Source organism: Mucilaginibacter sp. KACC 22063, assembly GCF_028736115.1.
Classification (GTDB): Bacteria; Bacteroidota; Bacteroidia; order Sphingobacteriales; family Sphingobacteriaceae; genus Mucilaginibacter.
In genome coordinates this window covers 4288777-4309812 of record NZ_CP117877.1, presented here as the reverse complement: position 1 = coordinate 4309812, position 21036 = coordinate 4288777, and the positions used below count along the sequence as shown (strand labels likewise).

The window sequence follows — 21036 nt, the reverse complement described above, 5'->3', positions numbered from 1 at the left end:
CATAATGAAATCTAGATTTTTACTAATCACAATTGCCTTTGCTACGCTTTTTGCAAGTTGTTCTAAAAATGAGTTTAATGAGCGGGATGCCATTGATGCTCAAAAGGAACTGTTGAACCTACAATATCAGCATGAATTAGACCTTGAAACACTTAAACAAAAAGGAGCTACTGCATTACAAGAACTTATTAATACAGCTGCCCTTAATCAGTTAAAATTAGCAGACAGCCTGCAAAAGCAAAATGCCATTGCAGCTAAACGCCAGGATTACACAGTAAGTGTAGTTGATGTTGTTACAAATGCTCCTATTGCAGATGCAGATGTAACTGTATCATCTGAGGGTAAAGTAGTTTCAGCAAAAACTAATGCTCAGGGAGTTGCATCATTTACAAGTTTGTACTTATTTCCTACATCGGCTTTTCTGGTAACAAAGTCTGGCTATGCGGCTACCCAAATTCTGCAGCAGAATATTACTTTAGGTACTGCTAAATTGTGGAATACCACCGATTTAAGCAACCAGATATCTGGTAATCTGTATATCGATACAGATCTTACTAATGCAACACCCGAAAAGGTTGGCGCAAATGTACTGGTAACAGCTTCTGCAATAATACCTGGCAGCCCGTCTGGCACTTATACCGTATATTTCCCAACCTATACTGCTGCAGATGGCTCTTATTCAATAAAAGTTCCTGCTGCACCAAATGGCTATAATCTTTCTTTTGAGCAAATTGCTGCCGACCAAAAATTATATGTTAATGCAACTGAGGATGATGCAGGTACCTCTTTCCCTGTTGCTTTACCACGCAAAACAACCATTAAAACCTATTTCAACGTAAACAGGTTTAATGCGCCTCTTCCAAATGTAACTATGAATTATTATTTTAAGGTGGCTGCAGATAATGCTGGAAAGGTTTTATATGTTCCGGGCAATAATTACTATTACGGGTATAATCAGATTTTCCTGTCAGCTATTAATGGTAAATACCAGGTTGAAAGATTAAATACAAACAACTACAATTATTACAGCGGGACTTACATAGACTTTAATTCATTCACTTATACACCTAACAGTAAAATTGATGTTCAACTTGTAGACGTTGCCGGTAATATTATAGAATCTGCTCCAAAACTATCTGCTACTACTGATGCTTATGGTAAGCTTTTGTTCTACAATTCTCCGGAGGGAGGCTCAGGCTACATACATTTAAAAAGAGATGCTTCAGGAGCATTGGTTGCTAATGCTAAAGGAAGTATTTTAAAAGGTGTAATTTATGATAGCTATAACAATATTTATACTCTTAATTACTCCAATAATTTAAATGCGGCTAATAATACCATCAATGGTAATACCTACTTGTCGCTTAACAAGGGTGATAAAAAAGTAGTGAACTTTTATTATGGTTCTGGAGATAGCAGAACAAAGCAAGTATATTAATATTAATTACAGGATTAAACAAAAAGCCACTCTGCGATTGCAGAGTGGCTTTTTTATATGTTGAATCTTTTTTCCGGAATCTCATTAATTTAAATCATTCTTCCAGTACTTCGCTGTGCGGGCTATTTACTTCTTCCTCCTGGTGCTTGAAATAACGCTTCTGATATAGCAGGATCATAATAACGCCAATGGATATGGCCGAATCGGCAACGTTGAATATCGGCCTGAAAAATTCGAAATCCTGCCCGCCCCATATTGGCACCCATGCCGGGAAAATACCCCTCACGATAGGGAAGTAAAACATATCTATTACCCGCCCCTGAAATACCGGTGCGTAACCGAATATCATACCATAAAAAGTGGAATCAATGATATTGCCTACAGCACCCGCAAAAATAAGCGCCATGTTCATGATGAGCCCGCGGTGGTATTTATGTTTGATCAGGTACCACAAGCCATATCCAATACCTATCACAGCACCAATGCGGAACAATGTTAAAGCAAGTTTACCCAGTTGGCCGCCAAGTTCCCAGCCAAAGGCCATACCGTTGTTTTCGGTATAAAGTAACATTCCCCTGCTGCCCAAAAACTCAATGCGCTCGCCCAGGTACATATGTGAGTGTACCCACAGTTTAACTACCTGATCGATAATAATTACTATAGCAGCAGCTGCAATAGGTTTAGTATAGGTTGCCTTCATTTAATATTGCTTCATTTTTGCTTCCATACTTAAAGTAGTATGAGGCACAGCGCGCAGACGCTCTTTCTGGATCAGTTTGCCTGTTTCGCGGCAAACACCATAGGTTTTATTTTCTATACGCACTAAAGCTGCTTCCAGCTGCTCAATAAATTTTTTCTGACGTGCAGCCAGCTGGTTGATCTGTTCTTTCTCTAAAGTGGCCGAACCATCTTCAAGTGTTTTGTAAGTACCTGCCGTGTCATCAGTACCATTTAAGTTGGGGTTACTTAATGATGATGCAAGCGCATTTAATTCTTCACGAGCGCCACGTACTTTTTCTATGATGATCTCTTTAAACTCTTGTAATTCTGCGTCAGAATACCTTGTTTTTTCTGGTTGTTGTTCTGCTTTCATTATTTTTTAGTTATAGCAATCCATATTTGATTATCATCAATAACTGCGGCTTCCGCGTCGGTTAATTGATCTTCGAACTGAATGTTATCGGCTAAAATTTCGGCGCAAATGTAAGATGAGTTGCTTTTTACGGCTTCATTAATCTCGCCACTATCGGTTTTTAAACGAACGTCTATCTTATCCGTCACCTCAAAATTTTTGCTCTTACGCAGGTTTTGTATACGGTTGATCAACTCGCGCGAAATACCTTCCTGTTTCAGTTCGTTGGTTATGGTAACATCTAAAGCTACGGTTAGTTTGCCTAACGTTGCAACTTGCCATCCCGGTACATCTTCGGCTAATATTTCAACCTCTGATGACGATATCTGATATTTACCATCCAATACAGCAATTGAACCTTCATTTTCCAGCTGACTGATGGCCTGCTGATCGAGGGTGTTAATTGCCTCTGCAACGGCTTTCATGTCTTTTCCAACCTTTTGGCCAAGGGCTTTAAAGTTAGGCTTGATCTTTTTCTTGATAAGGCCGGCAGTGTCGGTAATATACTCAATATCCTTAATATTTGTTTCAGTCAATATCAAATCTTTTACCTGTTCAACCTGTTGCTCAAAGCTGGCGCTTAATACCGGTAGTAAGATTTTGCTTAGCGGTTGGCGCACATTAATGCCGATCTTTTTACGTAACGACAGCACAAGCGATGATATATCCTGTGCCAGTTGCATGCGCTCTTCCAAGCTGGCATCAACCAGTTCTGACTGGTAAGCAGGGAAGTTGGCTAAATGCACTGACTCAAATTGCTCTTTGCCGGTAACGCTGTTTAAATCGGTATATAAACGCTCGGCAAAGAATGGCGCTATCGGCGACATCAGTTTAGAAATGGTTACTAAACAAGTGTATAATGTTTGGTATGCAGAAAGCTTATCGTTAGAATTATCTGATTTCCAGAAACGGCGACGGCTTAAACGTACGTACCAGTTGCTCAGGTGGGCATCCACAAAATCCTGGATGGCACGGGCTGCTTTGGTAGGCTCGTAATCGGCATAATATCCATCAACTTCCTTGCTTAATGTATTTAGCAGGGAAATGATCCAGCGGTCAATCTCCGGACGATCGTTGATGTCTGCTTCGCTGTAGTTGAATTTATCAATGTTAGCATACAGCGCGAAGAACGAGTAAGTGTTGTACAATGTACCAAAGAACTTACGGCGAACCTCGTCTACACCTTCAATATTGAATTTAAGGTTATCCCACGGCGATGCATTGCTGATCATATACCAGCGGGCAGCGTCGGCACTGTATTTTTCAATGGTATCAAACGGGTCAACCGCATTGCCTAAACGTTTAGACATTTTGTTTCCGTTCTTATCAAGCACCAAGCCGTTTGAAACTACGTTTTTAAACGCGATGCCTTTGTTGCCTACACGCTCATTAACCGCTTTTACTTCGTCGCTTGTTTCGCTTAGCATTACGGCTATCGCATGCAGAGTAAAGAACCAGCCGCGGGTTTGATCCACACCTTCGGCAATAAAATCGGCCGGGTAAGCATTCTCAAATTCGGCTTTGTTTTCAAACGGGAAATGCCATTGTGCGTAAGGCATTGCGCCGCTATCAAACCAAACGTCGATCAGGTCCGGCTCGCGGAACATCTTTTTGCCGGAGGCAGATACTAAAATCACGTCGTCCACATAAGGGCGGTGCATGTCTTCCAGCTCAAAGCCTTCGGGCATAAAACCAGCTGCTATAGACTTAGCGATCTCGGCATTCAGCTCAGCTATTGAGCCGATACATTTTTCTTCGCTGCCGTTTTCTTCGCGCCAGATTGGTAGCGGCGTACCCCAGTAACGTGAACGCGAAAGGTTCCAGTCTACCAGGTTTTCCAGCCAGTTACCAAAACGGCCTGTGCCAGTAGCTTCCGGTTTCCAGTTGATAGTTTTGTTGAGTTCGATCAGTTTATCCTTAACGGCAGTAGTTTTAATAAACCAGCTATCCAAAGGATAGTATAAAATAGGCTCATCTGTACGCCACGAGTGCGGGTAGCTGTGCTCGTATTTTTTAACGTCGAACGCTTTATTATCTTCTTTCAGCTTGATAGAGATCAGCACGTCAGTCGGTCTGAAACCTTCTGCTTCGCGCTCTTCCTTGCTGTAATATTCTTCTTTAACGTAACGGCCTGCAAAATCAGTTACCTCATCAACAAACTTACCTTGTTTGTTTACCAATGGTACTTCTTTTCCTGTCTCGTCAAGCACCATTACAGATGGTACATTTTGCTCTTTACAAGCCCGGAAGTCATCCGCACCAAAAACAGACGCGGTGTGTACGATACCTGTACCATCTTCGGTCGTTACAAAGTCGGCAGGAATAACGCGGAATGCATTTTTCTCCAGCTCGTCATTAGTGACATAAGGCATCAGTTGATGATAGCGTAACCCAACAAGGTCGCTGCCTTTAAATTCGGCTTTTACGCTCCACGGAATAACTTTATCGCCACCTTTATAGTCTTCAAATGAGGCATTCTCGCCTTCGGCTTTAAAGTATTTTGATACAAGCACCTTAGCTAATACTACGTTGATTGGCTTGTAAGTATATGGGTTGAAAGTGCTTACTTTAACATAATCGATATCTTCGCCAACGGCCAGCGCACAGTTTGATGGCAGGGTCCACGGGGTAGTGGTCCAGGCAAGTACAGCTACATCATCAGCATCATTGAAAAGGGTAGGGATCAGCGGATGCTGCTGGTCTTTCTTTAAAAAGAACTGCGCTACAATGGTGGTATCCTTTACCATTTTATAGGTACCCGGCTGGTTAAGCTCGTGCGAGCTTAAACCTGTACCCGATTTTGGCGAATAAGGCTGTACCGTATAGCCTTTGTATAGCAGGCCCTTGTTGTAGATCTCTTTTAAAATCCACCAAAGCGTTTCAATGTACTCGTTTTTGTAGGTGATGTACGGGTCGTTCAAATCAACCCAGTAACCCATTTTTTCGGTCAGGTCGTTCCACACGTCGGTAAACTTCATTACCTCTTTGCGGCAGGCCTCGTTATAATCTTCTATCGAGATCTTTTTGCCGATATCGTCTTTAGTGATACCAAGCGTTTTCTCCACACCAAGCTCAATCGGCAGGCCGTGGGTGTCCCATCCGCCCTTACGTTTTACCTGGTAGCCTTTCAGCGTTTTATAACGGCAAAAAATATCCTTAATTGACCTTGCCATAACGTGGTGTATGCCGGGCATACCGTTAGCAGAAGGTGGGCCTTCATAAAACGTAAACGGGTTATTAGCAGGGCGGCTGCTGATACTTTTCTCGAATATGTTGCTCTGTTTCCAAAACTCCAGTACTTCTTTGCCTATCTGCGGTAAGTTGAGTTGCTTATATTCCTTGTACATCAATGTATTTGCCTCAAAATTAAGAGGTGCAAAAATACGTAATTAAACCTGAAAAATATCAATTGCATTTGGATTTAAGCATTAAAATACGTATTGACGCAGATGTGTTAAGTGTATGTAAGGATGTAGTAAATTAATCAATTGCTGCAATCAGTTTTTCAGGTGTGGAAGCGTTGTCCATGTCAATGATTTTGTCCGGGCGTAAAACATTGTCTTTTGATTTACCTGTTGGCCTAATCCATTCTTTTACACCAAATCGAAATGGTAGTTTAGTGTTTGGTAATACATTGTTATACATTTCACCAAAATGGTCAGGGTGTCCGCTGTCAGGTATTTTGCCAACAAGCGTTGCAATGTGATTGTCTTTGATGGTTGTAGCAAACATAATGGCACTCGAAAAGGTACCATCGCCAATTACAATGTACACTTTACCATTAAACCGATAAGGATTATGTACATCAGGGGTAATTTTTTCTGAATTGCTGTGAATAATAGTACCCACAGGCCGAGCCTCATATTCGGGATTGTTTAAGCCCCATGATTTTATCAATTTCAGGTAATCGTCGCTACGCTTAAAATTACATTGATAGCCATTGTATGGCTTACCATAAATATAGTTGATCAGTAGCTGACCTACGGATGAGTTGCCGCCCCCGTTATGGCTTACATCTATCACCAGTTTTGAAACGCCATCATCCTTCACTTGTTTAAATATTGCTTGTAAGCGGGTATTAATGGAATCTAACTGACGGTCTGAAGCAGTAAATGAGCATGATGTAATGTAACCTGTGTTGCCATATTTTCTGTAAGAAATCAGCTCATCGCATTTGCTGTTCCAGCCAGTTTGACGATTAATCTCAGTTTGCCAAACTGAAAATGCCACACCTGTTATAGTCAGCGATTTACCATCATTTGTTTTAAGTACATAACTTGTAACAGCACCTGGTGTTATACGTGAATATAGCAAGCCGAATTGATCAAGTGCTTTTTGCATACGCTGATCTTTGTAGCCACTTGCCATTAGCGAAGCCTGCTCAACTGCTTTATCAACCGGGACGCCATTTATAGATGTAATATTTATATCTGCAGCCAAGCCATTTTGGGGTACTAATATTTTGCTAACAGTATATTTGTTCCCTTCCTTTAAAAGTGTAAAGGGTAAGTAAATAGTGCCTGTCTTATAAATCTCGGGTAATATCTTTTCTGGAACCGACAAGCCGGCATGTTCATCGGATAAATAAGCAAAGCAAGGCCTGATTAACTTAAAGTATTCTACTGCATTAAGCGAATCGGTAAGCTTACTTTCAATGTTGGTAAATAGCTGTTTATACTGCTGCTGATTTAATTCTGTATATGGATAGGCATGTACACTATAAATCTGATTTTCTAAAAAATGAAGATCAGATTTGAGTTGATCAGTCGAAAACTTATTTGCAGGCTGGCTAAAGACTGTGGTTTGTAAAATGATTAGTGATAAAAAGGTTAGGATCAATCGTTTCATATGGATATAAGATGGCAAATAATTAAAAAGGTTACAGCAATTGGGAATATTACTCATGGTACACATGCAACGTTGTTGACCAGGATGTTGATCACCTGAATGATTTAAGTTTTACACGGATGTAGTGTTGCAGTAAATTAGGGTAAACATTATAGAATACATTTGCGATTAAAACAAAGATAGCCCATAGCCAAAGCGCATTAATTAATGCATATACCATCACCATAATAAAAAACATAAACATACACCAATGGAACTTTTCATTAACGTAGGTTTGATTAATCAGCCGGTTTATAGATGACCGATTATACCTGACGCCCTGATAAGCCGGATACTTTCTTTTGATTAAAGCGTTAATAAGACTGCCGTTTTGAGCCAAATCATTAATAACATTTACGCCAAGCTTTTTATAGATAACCGTCGATTTAAATTCAAGCTTATGGAGATAAGAGTTAGGAATAATTGCAGGAACGATGCTGACAGCAATAAATGTATATAGTAGTTGATGCGAAAGATAATTGTAGCATAGCCAGGTTACGGGTGTAAATGCTAAAACAGACCATAATACGCTGGCTATGGTATTATACCAGATGAGTTGGAGATTGTTGGCAGATAACTCCTTGTTGCTAAGCCCCATGGAATTAAATATAATAAAGATTTCAAAACAGGATTTGGCTGTTTTAATGGCGCTTAATAAATACTTCTGCTCGCGCCGCCGTCTACCTGTATAGTGGTGCCGGTAATGTAGGATGCTTTTTCTGAAGCCAGAAAAGCCACAATGCCTGCAAATTCTTCGGGTTTGCCAATACGTTTCAGTGGAATAGCTTCTGCACGCTCTTTAAGTATCTGTTCAGCCGGTTTATCTTTTGGTAAGGTGTCTTTTACTCTGTCTGTTAAAATAAGTCCGGGCGCTACGTTATTCACCGTGATGTTATACGCACCCAATTCGTCGGCCATTAATTTGGCCATACCCACAACACCCATACGCATACTGGTCGAAAGAACAGAATTGGCCAACACCGATTTAGCCGAACCGCTAATGATATTAATGATACGACCGCCCCCGGTTTTCTTCATGTGCGGCAACACCAGGCGGCTGTTGCGCGCAAAGCTAAGCAGTATGTCATCGAAAGCTTTGCGCCATGCTTGGTCGTCAAATGTTTCAAACTTATCAAATGGCGGCCCGCCGGTGTTATTAATGAGAATGTCGATCCGCCCAAATTTCTGAACCGTTGTATTAATCAGGTTTTCAATATCCTTTGGTTTTGAAACATCAGCAGGGATGCAGGTGACCTTGCTCCGGGTGGCTTCTTTAATTTCAGCCGCTGCTTCGTTCAGTTTTTCGGCATTGCGCGAACTGATAATTACGGTAGCGCCTTCGTTAGCTAATGCAGTAGCAACGGCTTTGCCCAAACCTTTGCTTGCAGCCAATACAATGGCTATTTTGTTAGTCAGTTTTAAATCCATAGGTGTGTTTAAAAACCGTATGAATATAACACTTAAAATGCTGACTTGTTTAGCTTAAAGCTCCTGTGCTTCCAGGTCAATTACGGGTTCCTGCTCAGCGTTCTTAGCGCGGCGTTTCTCCATGCTCAGTAAAAATGCAGGCAATAAAGTAAGGTTCGTGATCATGGCAATAAGCAGTGTGATAGACAGCAATATGCCTAAGGCCACAGTACCACCAAATGTTGATGCCGCAAAAATACCAAAGCCAAAGAAAAGCACCGTTGCGATGTAAATCATGCTGATGCCGGTTTCCCTGATGGTGTCTGACACTACCTGCGAAATGCTCTTTTTGCTGTTGCGTAGTTCCTGGCGATAGCGGGTAAGAAAATAAATGGTCTGGTCTGAAGATATACCCATAGCTATGCTAAAGATCAGGATGGTAGAAGGCTTTAACGGAATGCCGAAGAAACCCATAATGCCGGCTGTAATAACCAATGGTATCAGGTTAGGCAATAAGGAAATGGCAATCATCTTAACACCCCGGAACAATACCCACATCACAATACCAATAAGAAAGATAGCAAGGGCAAGGCTTTCGTAAAGGTTTTTGATAAGGTAGTTATTCCCCTTCACAAATATGACACTTGAGCCGGTAAGCTCGACATGGAAGTTCTTTGGATTAAATATCGAATCGATACGTGGCTGCAGTTCAGTAAACAGGCTGTTCAGTTTTTTTGAACCTGCATCCACCATCTGGAAACTGATCCGCGTAGTTTGCTTGGTGCTATCGAGGTAATTCTTCAGCATGTTGGTGCCTTTGCCGCTGTTGGCCGCATAGCTTAAAATAAAGTTTTGCTCAAGGCCATCAGGCAGGCGGTAAAACTCGGGCTTGCCACCATAAAAAGACTGTGTCGAAAACTTAAGCACCTGTATCAGCGACAGCGAACGGCTAAACTCGGGGTAGGATGAGATCAGGTTTTCCAGGCGTTCAACCTTGCGCATTACAGCTACGTTTGCAAGTCCGTTTTTATGTTTTGATTCTACACTTACTTCAAGTGGTAATACACCTTTAAAGTTGCTTTCGAAAAAGCGCATGTTACTTAATACGGAGCTTGTTTTAGGAAGGTCGTCAACAATATAGCCGTTTACGTTAATGCGGCTCATGCCGTAAAAGCAAACAGCCACCAGTGCTACTGTGCCTATGTAAATCGCCGGGCGATAATTATGGACCAAGTGGTCAAGTTTAGCTAAAAACAGCTGAATAAACTTGCGGTCTTTAATACCGCTTTGACGCGCTTTAGGATCGGGCAGGTAACTGAATATTACCGGCACTAGCACAATGCTTAACGCAAAAGTAGCCATGATGCTTAGTGAAGCCACAAGGCCAAACTCCATTAATATCTGGCTGTTAGTAAAGCAAAGTACACCAAAACCAATAGCTGTAGTAACGTTGGCAATGAAAGTGGTGATACCTACTTTCTCAATCACGGTATAAAGCGATGCCATTTTATCGCCGGTGAGGCCATATTCGCGATAGTATTTGTTAAGGATGAAAATGCTGTTTGGGATACCGATCACCACCACCAACGGCGGAATGATACCCGTTAGCAAGGTAATATTAAAGTGATTGATCACTAATAAGCCAAGGCTCCAAACCACACCCAGCAATACGACAAGTACAGGGAATATGACTGCATAACCTGTCCTGAAAAATATTAATAAGATTATTGCGGTAATTAGCAACGATAAGCCCAGGAACAAAGCAAACTCATGCGATACCAGGTCGCTTACTACAGTGCGGATCAGCGGCAAGCCCGAGGCATGTACTTCGATACCATGTTTTTGCTGGAAAAGCTTTCCCTGGCGCAATATCTCATTGATTACCGGTACGCGGGCAGGTGAGTTAACTACTTTGGTATCAAAGGTAATGGCCATTAAGGTCGACTTATGGTCTTCACTTAAAACCAGCCCGTCGTAAAATGGTAAATCTAATATGCGTTGTTTTACACTGTCAACACCCGCCTGTGAAGCAAGCTGATGCGTAACCAGCGGTTGTAATATAAAGCGGTGTTGTAGGGTGTCTTTATTTAGATTGTAAATATTTGCGAGTGAGATAACGGCTTTGATGCCATGCAGGTGCTGTACATTTACGCCTAACTGGTACCAGTCGTTAAAAATATCTTTATTAAAAAGCTTGTCAGATTTAATGCCCAGCACCAGTGCGGTACCATCCTGTCCAAATTTTTTCTGAAATTTTGTGAAGCGGATATAAGCAGAATCTGTAACCGGAAGCACCTTGCCTGCATTGTAAGTAAGCTTTACCTTACTGGCTTTCCAGCCCATGAACGCACTCAATAAACCAACAATGATGATAACCGCTAAACGGTTTTTGAGGATAAGTCCGGCAAGTTTTTTCCAGATCATGCTATAAGTCAAAATAGTAACAGGGCGACAAAAGTACAAATTATATTAATCAACCGATTGATTAAACACGATTGTGACATTCAAGTGGATGTTAAATTTCAATGCTTACCAGTAAACGTATTTATTGTGTTGGTATTGCCCTTTTGAGATTGCTTCGTGCCTCGCAATGACAAGTAGCCCCAACCTAAATCCTCCCCGGAAGGGGAGACCTTTAAAGAAGCGAGAGTCATTAAAGGATAATGTCTACCACTATTGTCATTGCGAGACCTGAAAGGTTGTGGCAATTTAAGTGGTTACTTAGTTAGGGATTGCTTTGTGCCTCGCAAAGACGAAAGTTAATTGAGCCAGGTTTTATTTAATTGTCAATATCCGTCATTGCGATTCGCCTTTGGCGGAGAAGCAATCCCTAATTTGCAAACGATCTGCATTGCAGTTATCCCCCAACCTAAATCCTCCCCAGAAGAGTACTTACGCTGCTTTTCATCCCACATCAGTAATAATTAATTTATCTTTGAATTTCATGCGCAAATTTATCAATGGTTTTAAGTACGCCTTTAAAGGGATGGGGTATGCTACGGCAACGCAGCTTAACTTCAGGGTACACCTTGTGGCTACACTTTTAGCTATTGTGTTGGGTTTTTATCTGCATATATCACCCGCCGAGTGGTGTTGGATCACTGCCTGTATTGCGCTGGTATTGATAGTAGAGCTATTAAATACAGCCATTGAAATTTTAGTCGACCTTGTTTCGCCAGGGTGGAATGAAAAGGCAGGCCATATTAAAGATGTATCGGCGGCGGCTGTGCTGCTCACTGCTATATTTGCCCTGATTGTAGGCGCTATTATATTTATTCCGAAGTTGTAATATGCTGCAAAAGACCCGCGGAATAGTTTTTAAGGTAACCGACTACCAGGAGAGCAGCGTTATTGTACAGGTATTTACCGAGAAGTTCGGCATGCAATCATACATTATCAATGGTGTTAAAAAGCCGAAAGCAAAGATCAGCCGTAACATATTACAGCCACTGCACCTGTTGGATATGGTGGTTTATAATAATGGAAGCGGAGCCATACAGCGCGTTAAAGAATTAAAAAGCCAGCCGATATTACAAACCATCCCTTACGATATTATAAAAAGCAGCCTTATCATCTTTCTGAATGAAGTTTTGTACAAGGCGATAAAGCAGCAATCTGGCGACGAATACCTGTTCAATTATATCTGGCATTCGGTAGAGTGGCTTGATCAGAGCGATGGCAATCTGAGTAACTTTCACCTTATCTTTTTGCTTGGGCTTACGCGCTACCTCGGTTTTTATCCGCATGTCAATAGCCCGGAGCACGATTATTTCGATTTAAAGGATGGTGTGTTCGCACGATACAGGCCCGAGAGTTTGCATTACCTGTCTGCCCCACACAGCCATAATTTTTATCGCTTGCTGCAAAGCAGTTTTGATAACATGCAACACCTGCGTTTACCTAACGACGAACGGCGCTATCTGATCGGCAAACTGATGGACTACTATGCCCTGCATATCGAAGGCTTTGGTAATATCCGTTCTAACGAGATTTTGGAAGAAGTACTTGGCTAATCGTCGCTACTGCTGAATATCTTACTGAAAATACTCTTATCATCACTTGCATTCTCCTGCGAGCCAATAAGATAGCCATACGGTTTCAAGGGTTCAACATTATCACATAAAACCTTAAACATACCCAGCAATGGGATGGCCAAAACCATACCCGCAATGCCCCATAAAGCTTCGCCCACTACGATAATTAAAATAGTGAATAACGGATTCAGGCTAACCTGTTTGCCTACCACTAATGGTTCTAATAAATAAGTTTGTACAAACTGCACTATGCCATAAGTAATCAATACACCTATCGCCATATTTACGCTTCCGCCTTGTGCCAAAGCAATAAGTACGGTAATGGTTGTGCCCGTAATGTTACCCGCAAATGGTACAATCTCAAGTGTCCCGCAAAGTATGGCAAAGAATATGGCTCCCTTAATGCCTACTATGCTAAAGCCAATGCCATACATCACCCAAAGCATCACAATCATTAAACCTAAGCCACTGATGTACTGCTGTGTTACCATGCTCGATTTGCGCATGATCTTTTTTGCATCGGCTTGCTTGTCGGCATTGGTAAGCTTCAATACAAAACTTTTGAAACGATCGCGGAAGTAAATAATCACGAAGGTATACACTAACACCAGCAAGGTATTTACCATTAACCCGGCAACCGAGTTTAAGGCAGCCATAATGATGCCTGCAATTTTACCCGCACCGTCAGACTGTTGGTCTTTCAGCATTTGTTTTTGCTGCTGCGGCGATACATCAAATTTTTGATAGATATAACCCGTTACCTGGTCAATGAGCTTCTGTAATTGCTGTTCTATTTTCGACATGTCCTTTACCAGGTCGCCTACCTGCCAGTTCAGTAAAAGCACCAGGGCTGCAACAATGGTTAGCAGGAAAAGCAGGCTACCGGTAGTAGCCAGTCCACGATTTAAACCTTTACGCTCAATCCATTTGCAAACAGGTGTTAACAGCATGGCAAATACCAGCCCAAATGTAAGTGGTACCAGTACCGGAGCGGCAAAATAAAGGATTAATGCGGTGAGGACAAATAGGGCTAATACCTGGAGCGTACGGGTTAACTGCATAGCTTGGAGTGAGTATGAAAATAAAATAGCCGGTACCAAGGATACCGGCTACAAAAACTTATTGATTAGGTGATGCCACCAGGCTTCCGGTTGCATCATGTCCTAAAACATGTTTGCGTATAAAATCAATGTTAGATGGCGGCAGTTCTGGTCCCGATGTTTGCACCAGTGTGCCATCCTGCTGTATTTCTAAATCTGCATTGATGTTATTGTCAATGTGCAAATGCAATATGTTTCCTTCTTTTTCTACAGTACATGATAATTCACGCTCCGAATAGTTCATGGTAAACTCTTGTTTACCGTCTGGGGTGTTATTTGTGTTGTCAGCCATAGCGAGTGATATTTATTGTATAACATCAGCTGTATATGCTATGTTTTAATTACCCGCAAGGTTATTGTAAACGCTGCATGTTACTTTATTCCGGCACCATCTGCCTGGCCTCGTTGTACGGCGTATTGTCCAACCTTTGCCCCGGTAACCAGGCCTGCATCGCAGTCGGTACGATAATGTATCCCGCCATATAAGCGCGACATAGCAGCCTCATGAGCCATATCAGTAAACTTGCTTCCACGGTCGGGCAATAAATAGCTTAACACGGTAGATGCCGCTGCACTAAAGTTAGAGTGCCCTGAAGTGTAAGCCGGGAAGTTCGGAACACCTGTAAGCGTTTTTATCTGATCATTGATCTGCGAAGGCCTTGCGTTGAAATAAAAATATTTGGTATCCCAGCATACAATACCGGCATCCATCAAGGCCATATTTAATAAAGCCAGGTTACGTGCCCAGCGCACCTCGCTATAGTTTTGTTTTACGAATTCGTCAGCCGCTATGGCATTCCAGTGTCCTGCCGGGGTGTAAGTGGCTACTCCATCAGCCCAAAAGGCAACCTGTGCATTATGTTCGCGGGTTACGTTCTTCGAGTAATATAAAACCTCTTCCGTTTCCTTTTTAAACTGTTCTGATTTTACTGATGGCGGCGGCCCCGGCCTTAAAGCGATCACGGTTAAAGAATCAAACAGAAACGGCTTAACCTTGCTGAACAAAGGCAGCATTGGCGGGCGTTTAGGGGTTTCAAGGCTTTGCCAGGGTGTTTCGCCTGTTGCGGCTGTGGTCGTAACAAACTGTGCCCAGATAGCAGGTGTACCTATGGCAGCACCGGCGCGGTCGCCGCGGGCACGGGTAACAAATTTTGCAGCTACCTGCTTGCCCAAAGCTTCGCCGGCATCCCAGTCGCTGCGGGTATTGGCACCAACCAGCATGCGGTAAGTTTTAGCATCCTGCTCTTTTTGCTCAATGTAAGCTAACTCTGTCGGGAACAGCAATTTCATCATTTCAACTACTGTACCGGCTACCACTGCATCTTCGCTTGGGTAGGCAGGCAAGTCTGATTTAGGGATCAGTGCCTGAACGGTTGCATCATTTTTATATGGAGCTGCGCGGTTATATGATTTTTTAAAGTGCCATGCAGCTACCAATGCATCATATTGTGCTGCGCTTACATAAGCGTATGAGCGTGCTGCATATGGCGGATTAGAGAACGGAAACTGCGGATAAGCAAACGGGTTAGCCGAGCTTGGGGCAGGGTAGGTGCCGTCGGGGTTTTGGTAAGGCGGCAGGTTATATTTAGCCACCAGTTCGCGTAATATTTCGTTCCAGCGTAATACCGCCCCGGCACTCCAGTAATTGATCAGGTTTTTTTGATCGGTTGATATATTTCTTTGCAGGCCTTTTATTTCATTAAGATCTGCCTGGTATGCAGGTGATGTTACCGCATCTGGTGTAGCTACGGTAAGGTCGTTAAAGCCAGTGATTAAAATAGGTTTCCAGGTATCTGCGTTTAAATCAATATTGCTTGGGCTAAGCGCCGGATATTCCATATTGGTTTCAACAATATCCTTTTTACACGATGAGGCAAACATGGCAGTTAAAGCCACTGCTGCAAGTATTATATAATTGGTAAATCTTTTCATGTCTGTATCTCCTTATTTTTTTGCAGCTGCTTTTTTAGATGATGTGTCGAACAGGTAATAAATACCACCGTGGAAAACGGTGCTTTGGCCCACATTACGGCCGGCTATAGTGTAGTTGCCGCCTCCGGTAAGTTCTATACCTGAGTCGAAAGAATATTTGAAGTTAACGCCCGCCATGGTCGAATTCATTTTGTTGCTTGGAAAAGGCATGTCGTTTTTACGGATGTCAAAACCGCCATAAGTGGTCATGTTAGATAATACAGCTTCGGCAATAATGCGCTCGCTGCGGTAGCCTGTCCTGAAGTTGAACATTCCTGCATTAGGCATATGTACCTGGTTAGAGTAGATCAACGATGTGGTGTAGTATGACTCACGATCAATAGTAATATTACTACGCTGAACATACTGCCCAGATCCGGTTGCAAAGAAATTGTTGATCTGATAATCGACCATTAAACGTATAGCTGCGGTCTTGGCATGCAGGCCGATAGACAATGGCTGAAAATCGGCTACATAATTGCTAAGCGGAATGCCTATAGTGCCAATTCCATAAATTGAAAATACACCTTTGCCCAAGCTGGTTTCTACAGGCATCCACTTTAAGCTGGCGGTAAGGTCCTGAAAACCTTTTTGCCCGGCCAATGTACCGGCAGATGCATGTGTGGTAACATAAGGTACACTTGCCAAAATGTTAAGGTTATTTGTGATACCATAATTCACCATAGCCATATAAACATTGCTGCTTAATGTGCCAATGTTTTGGTTGTCGCGTTTAAAGGTGCCTTCCCAATAATCTTTCCAGCTGCTGTTGCTATACATCACACCGCCGCAGAAATATTTTTTAGGGATCATGATCGCGTCTTCGTCGGTCTGGGCATTTGCAGCGCCAAAAAACATAAGCGCCAATACGGTAATTATAAGCCTTTGTTTCAGACCCTTTTTTAAATGAGGATGCATTTGTTTAAGTAAAGTTTGTCGATAGTTTAAATAGTAAGGTTAATTAGATTTAAAATGGAGCGGGTGCTTTACAGCCGAATGAATCATGTTGTCTTCTGTTCGCAATACCATCCATAAAGCCAGGATGCAGCCGTAGCTTCCGCCGCGCTCTACCCATTCAAATAGTTCATAGTGCGGGTAAAATAATTCGCTGCCAGCTTTCCAGATCAGGAATATGATCAAGATACTTCTTGCGGGTTTAATCAGTACGGTCAATGCGGCAAATACCTCAAACAAGCCAACGGTTAACGCTACCTGCTGTGGGTTGTGGAAGCCCAGCGATTCATACTGCTGTAACAGGCCTTTTTTATCCATGAGGTTTAGCCAGCCATGCCCGCATAACAATAAAAACACCGCCGTACGTAGCACCAGGGTAAGCTGTTTTAATTGTTGCTCATTCCCTGCGATTTTATGAGTGTCGATCAATTTGAACCAGCTTTTAATTTTACTGTCGGCACCGCATAATACAAGCAATGCTAATGGCGCGCCGTAGTTGCCTGCCCGCTCTATAAATTCGGCAAATGGTTCTCCTGATAAAGGTCTCAGCATGGCGGTCATTAGTCCCCAAAGCACCAGCCAGCCGGCAACAGTACGGATAGGATAAAATAGCATGACAAGGCCTAATAAAATATCAATGGTGCCAACAACAGGCATTAATTGATAAGCAGTATCATGCCCAATGCCAAATACCGCAAAGTAATTGGCCCATATCGGTTTGGTAATTATGCCGAATGCACCGTGGCCTATAAAGCACATGGCTACAGCTAAGCGAAGTATGAAATATGTTTTTTGTTGTGTAGAATAAGTACGCATAATAATCAATAGTGGGCACATGCAAGCAGGTGCCTCCCCGCAGCTAAATCGTTAAAAATGAATGTGTGCCTTACCTAAAGCGGTTGGCAATGGTAGATAGGTGTATCAACAAAAAGAATCAGGCGGCATGTATGGCGTATCTTGCAAGGCGCTTTTTATACCTGATACCTGCCTTATATTATAGGCTTTAGGAGCCTTTATAGGCTTGATAAAACTAAATATCAATGTAGCATGATCATAATAATCAATGCCTGATTTCTTTTGTGATGGGAAATTATTGCGCTTATTTACAGGCAGGTCGGCTATATTTTTGGCGCAAATTACATTTGCGTTGATAAGCCGGGTTTTCTCGTAATTCGGGATACATTTTACAAAGAGCGTATCGCGGGTAATTTTAAGCTTAACGTAGTTATAGCATGCTTCGCGAAACTGGATCTGTCCGCTTACCGGTTGGTAGTCCGTCCATTCTGTAATGTTTTGAAAGTGTACCGGCACCTTTACTTCAACCAGGTCATGCACGTTATACATATTGTGAGCAATATGCTCATTCATTACCCTGTCAGACTGGTAAATGAAATACTGATAAAGCAAGTGGTAGCCACCTAAATTAAAAAGGTGGATGCTCAATAACAATGATGCAATTAGCTTTCGCAAAACAGTTTAAATAATTAGTACACTAAAAGTAGCATAAATTTTACAATTAACCCAAACCGAAGTTGAAAATTGATTATCAGCGTTATAATAGCATACTGACAGCTTTATTTGTAGTAAATTTATAGCATGATGAAAAAGACCTGTTACACTTTACTTATCACAATTCTTCTTAGCATTTCTGCTAAAATGCTTTACGCCCAAAATACAAGCGGCGATCTTATTAAGCAAGGTATAGCATTGCACAATCAGGGCAAGTATGATGATGCTATTGCCAAATATAATGAGGCTTTAAAGCTTGACCCTAATAACGAGTACGGCCATTATGAACTTGCTTTTTCTTTATATGCCGAAAATAAATACGATGATGCCATACCGCATCTGGAAATCTCTGTCAAGTCGGCTAATAAAAATTTGAGCGTTGCTTCTTATAGTTTATTGGGTACTATTTATGACAATAATAAGCAAGGCAAAAAAGCAATAGAAACTTATAAAAAGGCGATTGAAATCGATCCGGATTACCCACAGATCTATTATAACCTGGGTATAACCTACTCACGCAACCAGATGTATCCAGAGGCAGAAGCAAGTGCTATTGAAGCCATTAAGCACGATCAAAAAAATGCCAGCAGCCAGCGCTTGTATGCGCTGGTGTGTTTTCATGAAAATAAAAGGGCCAATGCTTTATTAGGGCTGAGCAGTTTCCTGTTGCTGGAACCAACCGGCCAGCGGGCTGCTGAAGCTTATGGTAATATTCAGCATATTTTACAAGGCGGTGTATTGAAGGATGCTAACGGCAATAATGCAATTGCCGTTTCAATAGATGATGAAAAGGAAAACAATACCCTTAATACGGCTATCAGCATGGTTACCCTGGCTGCGCGAACCCAAAAACTGACAGGTGCTGACCTGTTGGAGTACCAATTGAAAAGCATATTTGCTATTACAGGCGAGTTGTCTGCTAAGAAAACAGAAAAGACTTTTTTTGACAAGTTTTTTGTAGATTACTTTTACAAGCTATCGCAAAGCGACAACATGCCTGTTTTTGCACATACTGTTGCTTTGCAAGGCCCTAACCGCGATGAAAGTGGTGCATGGTTAAAAGCGCATACAGATCAGATACATGCTTTGGGCGAGTGGATTAAAAACACACCACGCAGCTTTTAACTGCGTAGGCACTATTTGTTTACTTTTGCTGTTCAATTATTTTTTATATGCAACTTACGGTACTGATTATAGATGACGAAACTAAACTGGCTGGTTTATTAAGCCGGATTATTGAATTAGAAGGGTACCGTACCTTACAGGCGCATACCGCTAAAGATGGCTTAAAGATATTGAGCCAGCAAACCGTACATGTAGTTTTAAGCGACGTGAAGCTGCCTGATGCCAGTGGTGTTGAACTGGTAAAACAGATCAAGGAAAAATACAGTTACATAGAAGTGATCTGTCTCACAGCCTACGGCACCATAGCTGATGGTGTTACCGCTATAAAAAATGGCGCCTTTGATTACATTACAAAAGGCGATGATAATGACCGTATAGTGCCGCTGCTGGCCAAAGCATCAGAAAAAGCAGAAGTGCAATACAAATTGTATCAGTTGGAAAATAAGCTGATTGATGCGCACGGTTTCGATAATATCCTCGGTAATTCTCCCGTAATAAAACATGCGGCTAATATGGCGCAAAAAGTATCGCAAACAGATACTACTGTGCTGCTGCTGGGTGAAACCGGAACAGGCAAAGAGGTTTTTGCACAGGCCATACACTATAATTCATCGCGGAAACATAAAAACTTTGTGGCGGTTAATTGCAGCGCCTTTGCACGCGAATTATTGGAAAGCGAATTATTTGGATATAAAACCGGTGCATTTACCGGTGCTGTAAAGGATAAAAAAGGCTTGCTTGAAGAGGCAGACGGCGGCACGCTTTTTCTGGATGAGATTGGAGAAATGAATATAGACCTGCAGGCAAAATTACTGCGGGTACTGGAATCTGGCGAGTTTATTAAGGTAGGCGAAACCCGTACGCAAAAAATAAATGTGCGGATAATAGCCGCCACTAACCGTAACCTGGAAGAAGAGATCGGGAAAGGCAATTTCAGGGAAGACTTGTTTTACAGACTGTCTGTTTTCACCATTAACCTGCCCTCGCTTAACGAGCGTAAGGAAGATATTGCACTGCTGGCCACGTACTATCTGAAGCAGTTTTCAGACAAAACAAATAAGAAGATTTCTGAAATTGAACCTGGTATGCTGGCCAGGTTAGAAAACCACCATTGGAAAGGCAATATCCGCGAACTTAAAAATGTAATTGAGCGCTCAGTTATATTAACAGATGGACAAGCTTTAACTGCCGACAGCCTGCCCTTTAATACGAATGACGTTTACACGGGTACACCATTTGAAATGGCAGAGGTAGAAAAACGCCACATCGCCTGGATGCTTAACCACACTAAAGGCAACAAAGCCGAAGCCGCCCGTTTAATGAAGATTGGCCTTACTACGCTTTACCGTAAGATGGAAGAGTTTGGGCTGAATTAAAAAGCAGAACTTATTTCTGGTGTCCTGCCTGAGCCCGTCAGCATGTTGCAGGCCCACCTCCATACCTTTCGACAAGTTCAGGGTGACAAGGCTCTATTGCGGT

Annotated in this window: 18 protein-coding genes; 5 read left to right on the top strand and 13 right to left on the bottom strand. The window is 42.1% G+C overall.

Annotated elements, in window-relative coordinates:
* Positions 1–4: 4 nt before the first annotated feature.
* Positions 5–1438 carry a hypothetical protein gene (locus PQ461_RS18825; protein ID WP_274207082.1) on the top strand — a complete coding sequence of 478 codons (1434 nt, stop codon included), beginning with the start codon at positions 5–7 and terminating at the stop codon, positions 1436–1438.
* A 94-nt stretch (positions 1439–1532) separates the two neighbouring features.
* Here PQ461_RS18825 and PQ461_RS18820 read toward each other — a convergent pair whose 3' ends face one another.
* The 7 genes from PQ461_RS18820 to PQ461_RS18790 form a co-directional block, all read right to left on the bottom strand.
* A complete protein-coding gene (locus tag PQ461_RS18820; protein ID WP_274207081.1) occupies positions 1533–2138 on the bottom strand; it encodes a lipoprotein signal peptidase in 606 nt (201 codons plus the stop codon).
* Positions 2139–2531, bottom strand: coding sequence for a TraR/DksA family transcriptional regulator (locus tag PQ461_RS18815; protein WP_274207080.1), 393 nt, complete (start codon positions 2529–2531; stop codon positions 2139–2141).
* Complete coding sequence (gene ileS, locus PQ461_RS18810; RefSeq protein ID WP_274207079.1) at positions 2531–5917, bottom strand: isoleucine--tRNA ligase; 3387 nt, start codon at positions 5915–5917, stop codon at positions 2531–2533. The genes PQ461_RS18815 and ileS overlap by 1 nt, the downstream gene beginning before the upstream one ends.
* A gap of 133 nt (positions 5918–6050) precedes the next feature.
* Complete coding sequence (locus PQ461_RS18805) at positions 6051–7418, bottom strand: S41 family peptidase (protein WP_274207078.1); 1368 nt, start codon at positions 7416–7418, stop codon at positions 6051–6053.
* Between the two features lie 91 nt (positions 7419–7509).
* A complete protein-coding gene (locus PQ461_RS18800) occupies positions 7510–8055 on the bottom strand; it encodes a glycosyl-4,4'-diaponeurosporenoate acyltransferase CrtO family protein (protein WP_274207077.1) in 546 nt (181 codons plus the stop codon).
* 53 nt (positions 8056–8108) lie between these two features.
* The gene (locus PQ461_RS18795; protein ID WP_274207076.1) at positions 8109–8885 is read right to left on the bottom strand and encodes an SDR family oxidoreductase; all 777 of its coding nucleotides are present in this window, start codon (positions 8883–8885) and stop codon (positions 8109–8111) included.
* A 54-nt stretch (positions 8886–8939) separates the two neighbouring features.
* Positions 8940–11288: an efflux RND transporter permease subunit gene (locus PQ461_RS18790; protein WP_274207075.1), complete on the bottom strand. Its 2349-nt coding sequence runs from the start codon at positions 11286–11288 to the stop codon at positions 8940–8942.
* A 520-nt stretch (positions 11289–11808) separates the two neighbouring features.
* On the opposite strand from PQ461_RS18790, the gene PQ461_RS18785 reads away from it, so the two are divergent.
* Both PQ461_RS18785 and recO read left to right on the top strand, forming a co-directional pair.
* On the top strand, positions 11809–12153 hold the full coding sequence (locus PQ461_RS18785; protein WP_274207074.1) for a diacylglycerol kinase family protein: 345 nt from the start codon (positions 11809–11811) through the stop codon (positions 12151–12153).
* 1 nt (position 12154) lies between these two features.
* Positions 12155–12877: a DNA repair protein RecO gene (recO, locus tag PQ461_RS18780; RefSeq protein WP_274207073.1), complete on the top strand. Its 723-nt coding sequence runs from the start codon at positions 12155–12157 to the stop codon at positions 12875–12877.
* On the opposite strand, the gene PQ461_RS18775 is transcribed toward recO, so the two are convergent.
* From PQ461_RS18775 to PQ461_RS18750, 6 genes are all read right to left on the bottom strand, one after another.
* Entirely contained in the window at positions 12874–13959 is a 1086-nt protein-coding gene (locus PQ461_RS18775) for an AI-2E family transporter (protein WP_274207072.1), read from the bottom strand. The two genes, recO and PQ461_RS18775, sit on opposite strands and share 4 nt — an antisense overlap.
* A 58-nt stretch (positions 13960–14017) precedes the next feature.
* Complete coding sequence (locus PQ461_RS18770) at positions 14018–14290, bottom strand: hypothetical protein (protein ID WP_274207071.1); 273 nt, start codon at positions 14288–14290, stop codon at positions 14018–14020.
* 80 nt (positions 14291–14370) lie between these two features.
* Positions 14371–15930, bottom strand: a complete 1560-nt coding sequence (locus PQ461_RS18765; protein WP_274207070.1) for a vanadium-dependent haloperoxidase — start codon at positions 15928–15930, stop codon at positions 14371–14373.
* A 12-nt stretch (positions 15931–15942) separates the two neighbouring features.
* Positions 15943–16887 carry a hypothetical protein gene (locus PQ461_RS18760; protein WP_274207069.1) on the bottom strand — a complete coding sequence of 315 codons (945 nt, stop codon included), beginning with the start codon at positions 16885–16887 and terminating at the stop codon, positions 15943–15945.
* A gap of 39 nt (positions 16888–16926) precedes the next feature.
* Positions 16927–17739 carry a DoxX family membrane protein gene (locus PQ461_RS18755; protein WP_274207068.1) on the bottom strand — a complete coding sequence of 271 codons (813 nt, stop codon included), beginning with the start codon at positions 17737–17739 and terminating at the stop codon, positions 16927–16929.
* A 105-nt stretch (positions 17740–17844) separates the two neighbouring features.
* Positions 17845–18393: a hypothetical protein gene (locus tag PQ461_RS18750; RefSeq protein ID WP_274207067.1), complete on the bottom strand. Its 549-nt coding sequence runs from the start codon at positions 18391–18393 to the stop codon at positions 17845–17847.
* Positions 18394–18519: 126 nt separating this feature from the next.
* On the opposite strand from PQ461_RS18750, the gene PQ461_RS18745 reads away from it, so the two are divergent.
* Together PQ461_RS18745 and PQ461_RS18740 are read left to right on the top strand one after the other, a co-directional pair.
* Positions 18520–19557: a tetratricopeptide repeat protein gene (locus PQ461_RS18745; protein WP_274207066.1), complete on the top strand. Its 1038-nt coding sequence runs from the start codon at positions 18520–18522 to the stop codon at positions 19555–19557.
* A gap of 47 nt (positions 19558–19604) precedes the next feature.
* Entirely contained in the window at positions 19605–20933 is a 1329-nt protein-coding gene (locus tag PQ461_RS18740; protein WP_274207065.1) for a sigma-54-dependent transcriptional regulator, read from the top strand.
* Positions 20934–21036: the final 103 nt, after the last annotated feature.

Excerpts from the sequence above, each read along its gene's own strand:
- PQ461_RS18825 (WP_274207082.1), top strand. The coding sequence starts at position 5 with ATGAAATCTAGATTTTTACTAATCACAATTGCCTTTGCTACGCTTTTT.
- PQ461_RS18820 (WP_274207081.1), bottom strand. The coding sequence starts at position 2,138 with ATGAAGGCAACCTATACTAAACCTATTGCAGCTGCTGCTATAGTAATT.
- PQ461_RS18815 (WP_274207080.1), bottom strand. The coding sequence starts at position 2,531 with ATGAAAGCAGAACAACAACCAGAAAAAACAAGGTATTCTGACGCAGAA.
- ileS (WP_274207079.1), bottom strand. The coding sequence starts at position 5,917 with ATGTACAAGGAATATAAGCAACTCAACTTACCGCAGATAGGCAAAGAA.
- PQ461_RS18805 (WP_274207078.1), bottom strand. The coding sequence starts at position 7,418 with ATGAAACGATTGATCCTAACCTTTTTATCACTAATCATTTTACAAACC.
- PQ461_RS18800 (WP_274207077.1), bottom strand. The coding sequence starts at position 8,055 with ATGGGGCTTAGCAACAAGGAGTTATCTGCCAACAATCTCCAACTCATC.
- PQ461_RS18795 (WP_274207076.1), bottom strand. The coding sequence starts at position 8,885 with ATGGATTTAAAACTGACTAACAAAATAGCCATTGTATTGGCTGCAAGC.
- PQ461_RS18790 (WP_274207075.1), bottom strand. The coding sequence starts at position 11,288 with ATGATCTGGAAAAAACTTGCCGGACTTATCCTCAAAAACCGTTTAGCG.
- PQ461_RS18785 (WP_274207074.1), top strand. The coding sequence starts at position 11,809 with ATGCGCAAATTTATCAATGGTTTTAAGTACGCCTTTAAAGGGATGGGG.
- recO (WP_274207073.1), top strand. The coding sequence starts at position 12,155 with ATGCTGCAAAAGACCCGCGGAATAGTTTTTAAGGTAACCGACTACCAG.
- PQ461_RS18775 (WP_274207072.1), bottom strand. The coding sequence starts at position 13,959 with ATGCAGTTAACCCGTACGCTCCAGGTATTAGCCCTATTTGTCCTCACC.
- PQ461_RS18770 (WP_274207071.1), bottom strand. The coding sequence starts at position 14,290 with ATGGCTGACAACACAAATAACACCCCAGACGGTAAACAAGAGTTTACC.
- PQ461_RS18765 (WP_274207070.1), bottom strand. The coding sequence starts at position 15,930 with ATGAAAAGATTTACCAATTATATAATACTTGCAGCAGTGGCTTTAACT.
- PQ461_RS18760 (WP_274207069.1), bottom strand. The coding sequence starts at position 16,887 with ATGCATCCTCATTTAAAAAAGGGTCTGAAACAAAGGCTTATAATTACC.
- PQ461_RS18755 (WP_274207068.1), bottom strand. The coding sequence starts at position 17,739 with ATGCGTACTTATTCTACACAACAAAAAACATATTTCATACTTCGCTTA.
- PQ461_RS18745 (WP_274207066.1), top strand. The coding sequence starts at position 18,520 with ATGATGAAAAAGACCTGTTACACTTTACTTATCACAATTCTTCTTAGC.
- PQ461_RS18740 (WP_274207065.1), top strand. The coding sequence starts at position 19,605 with ATGCAACTTACGGTACTGATTATAGATGACGAAACTAAACTGGCTGGT.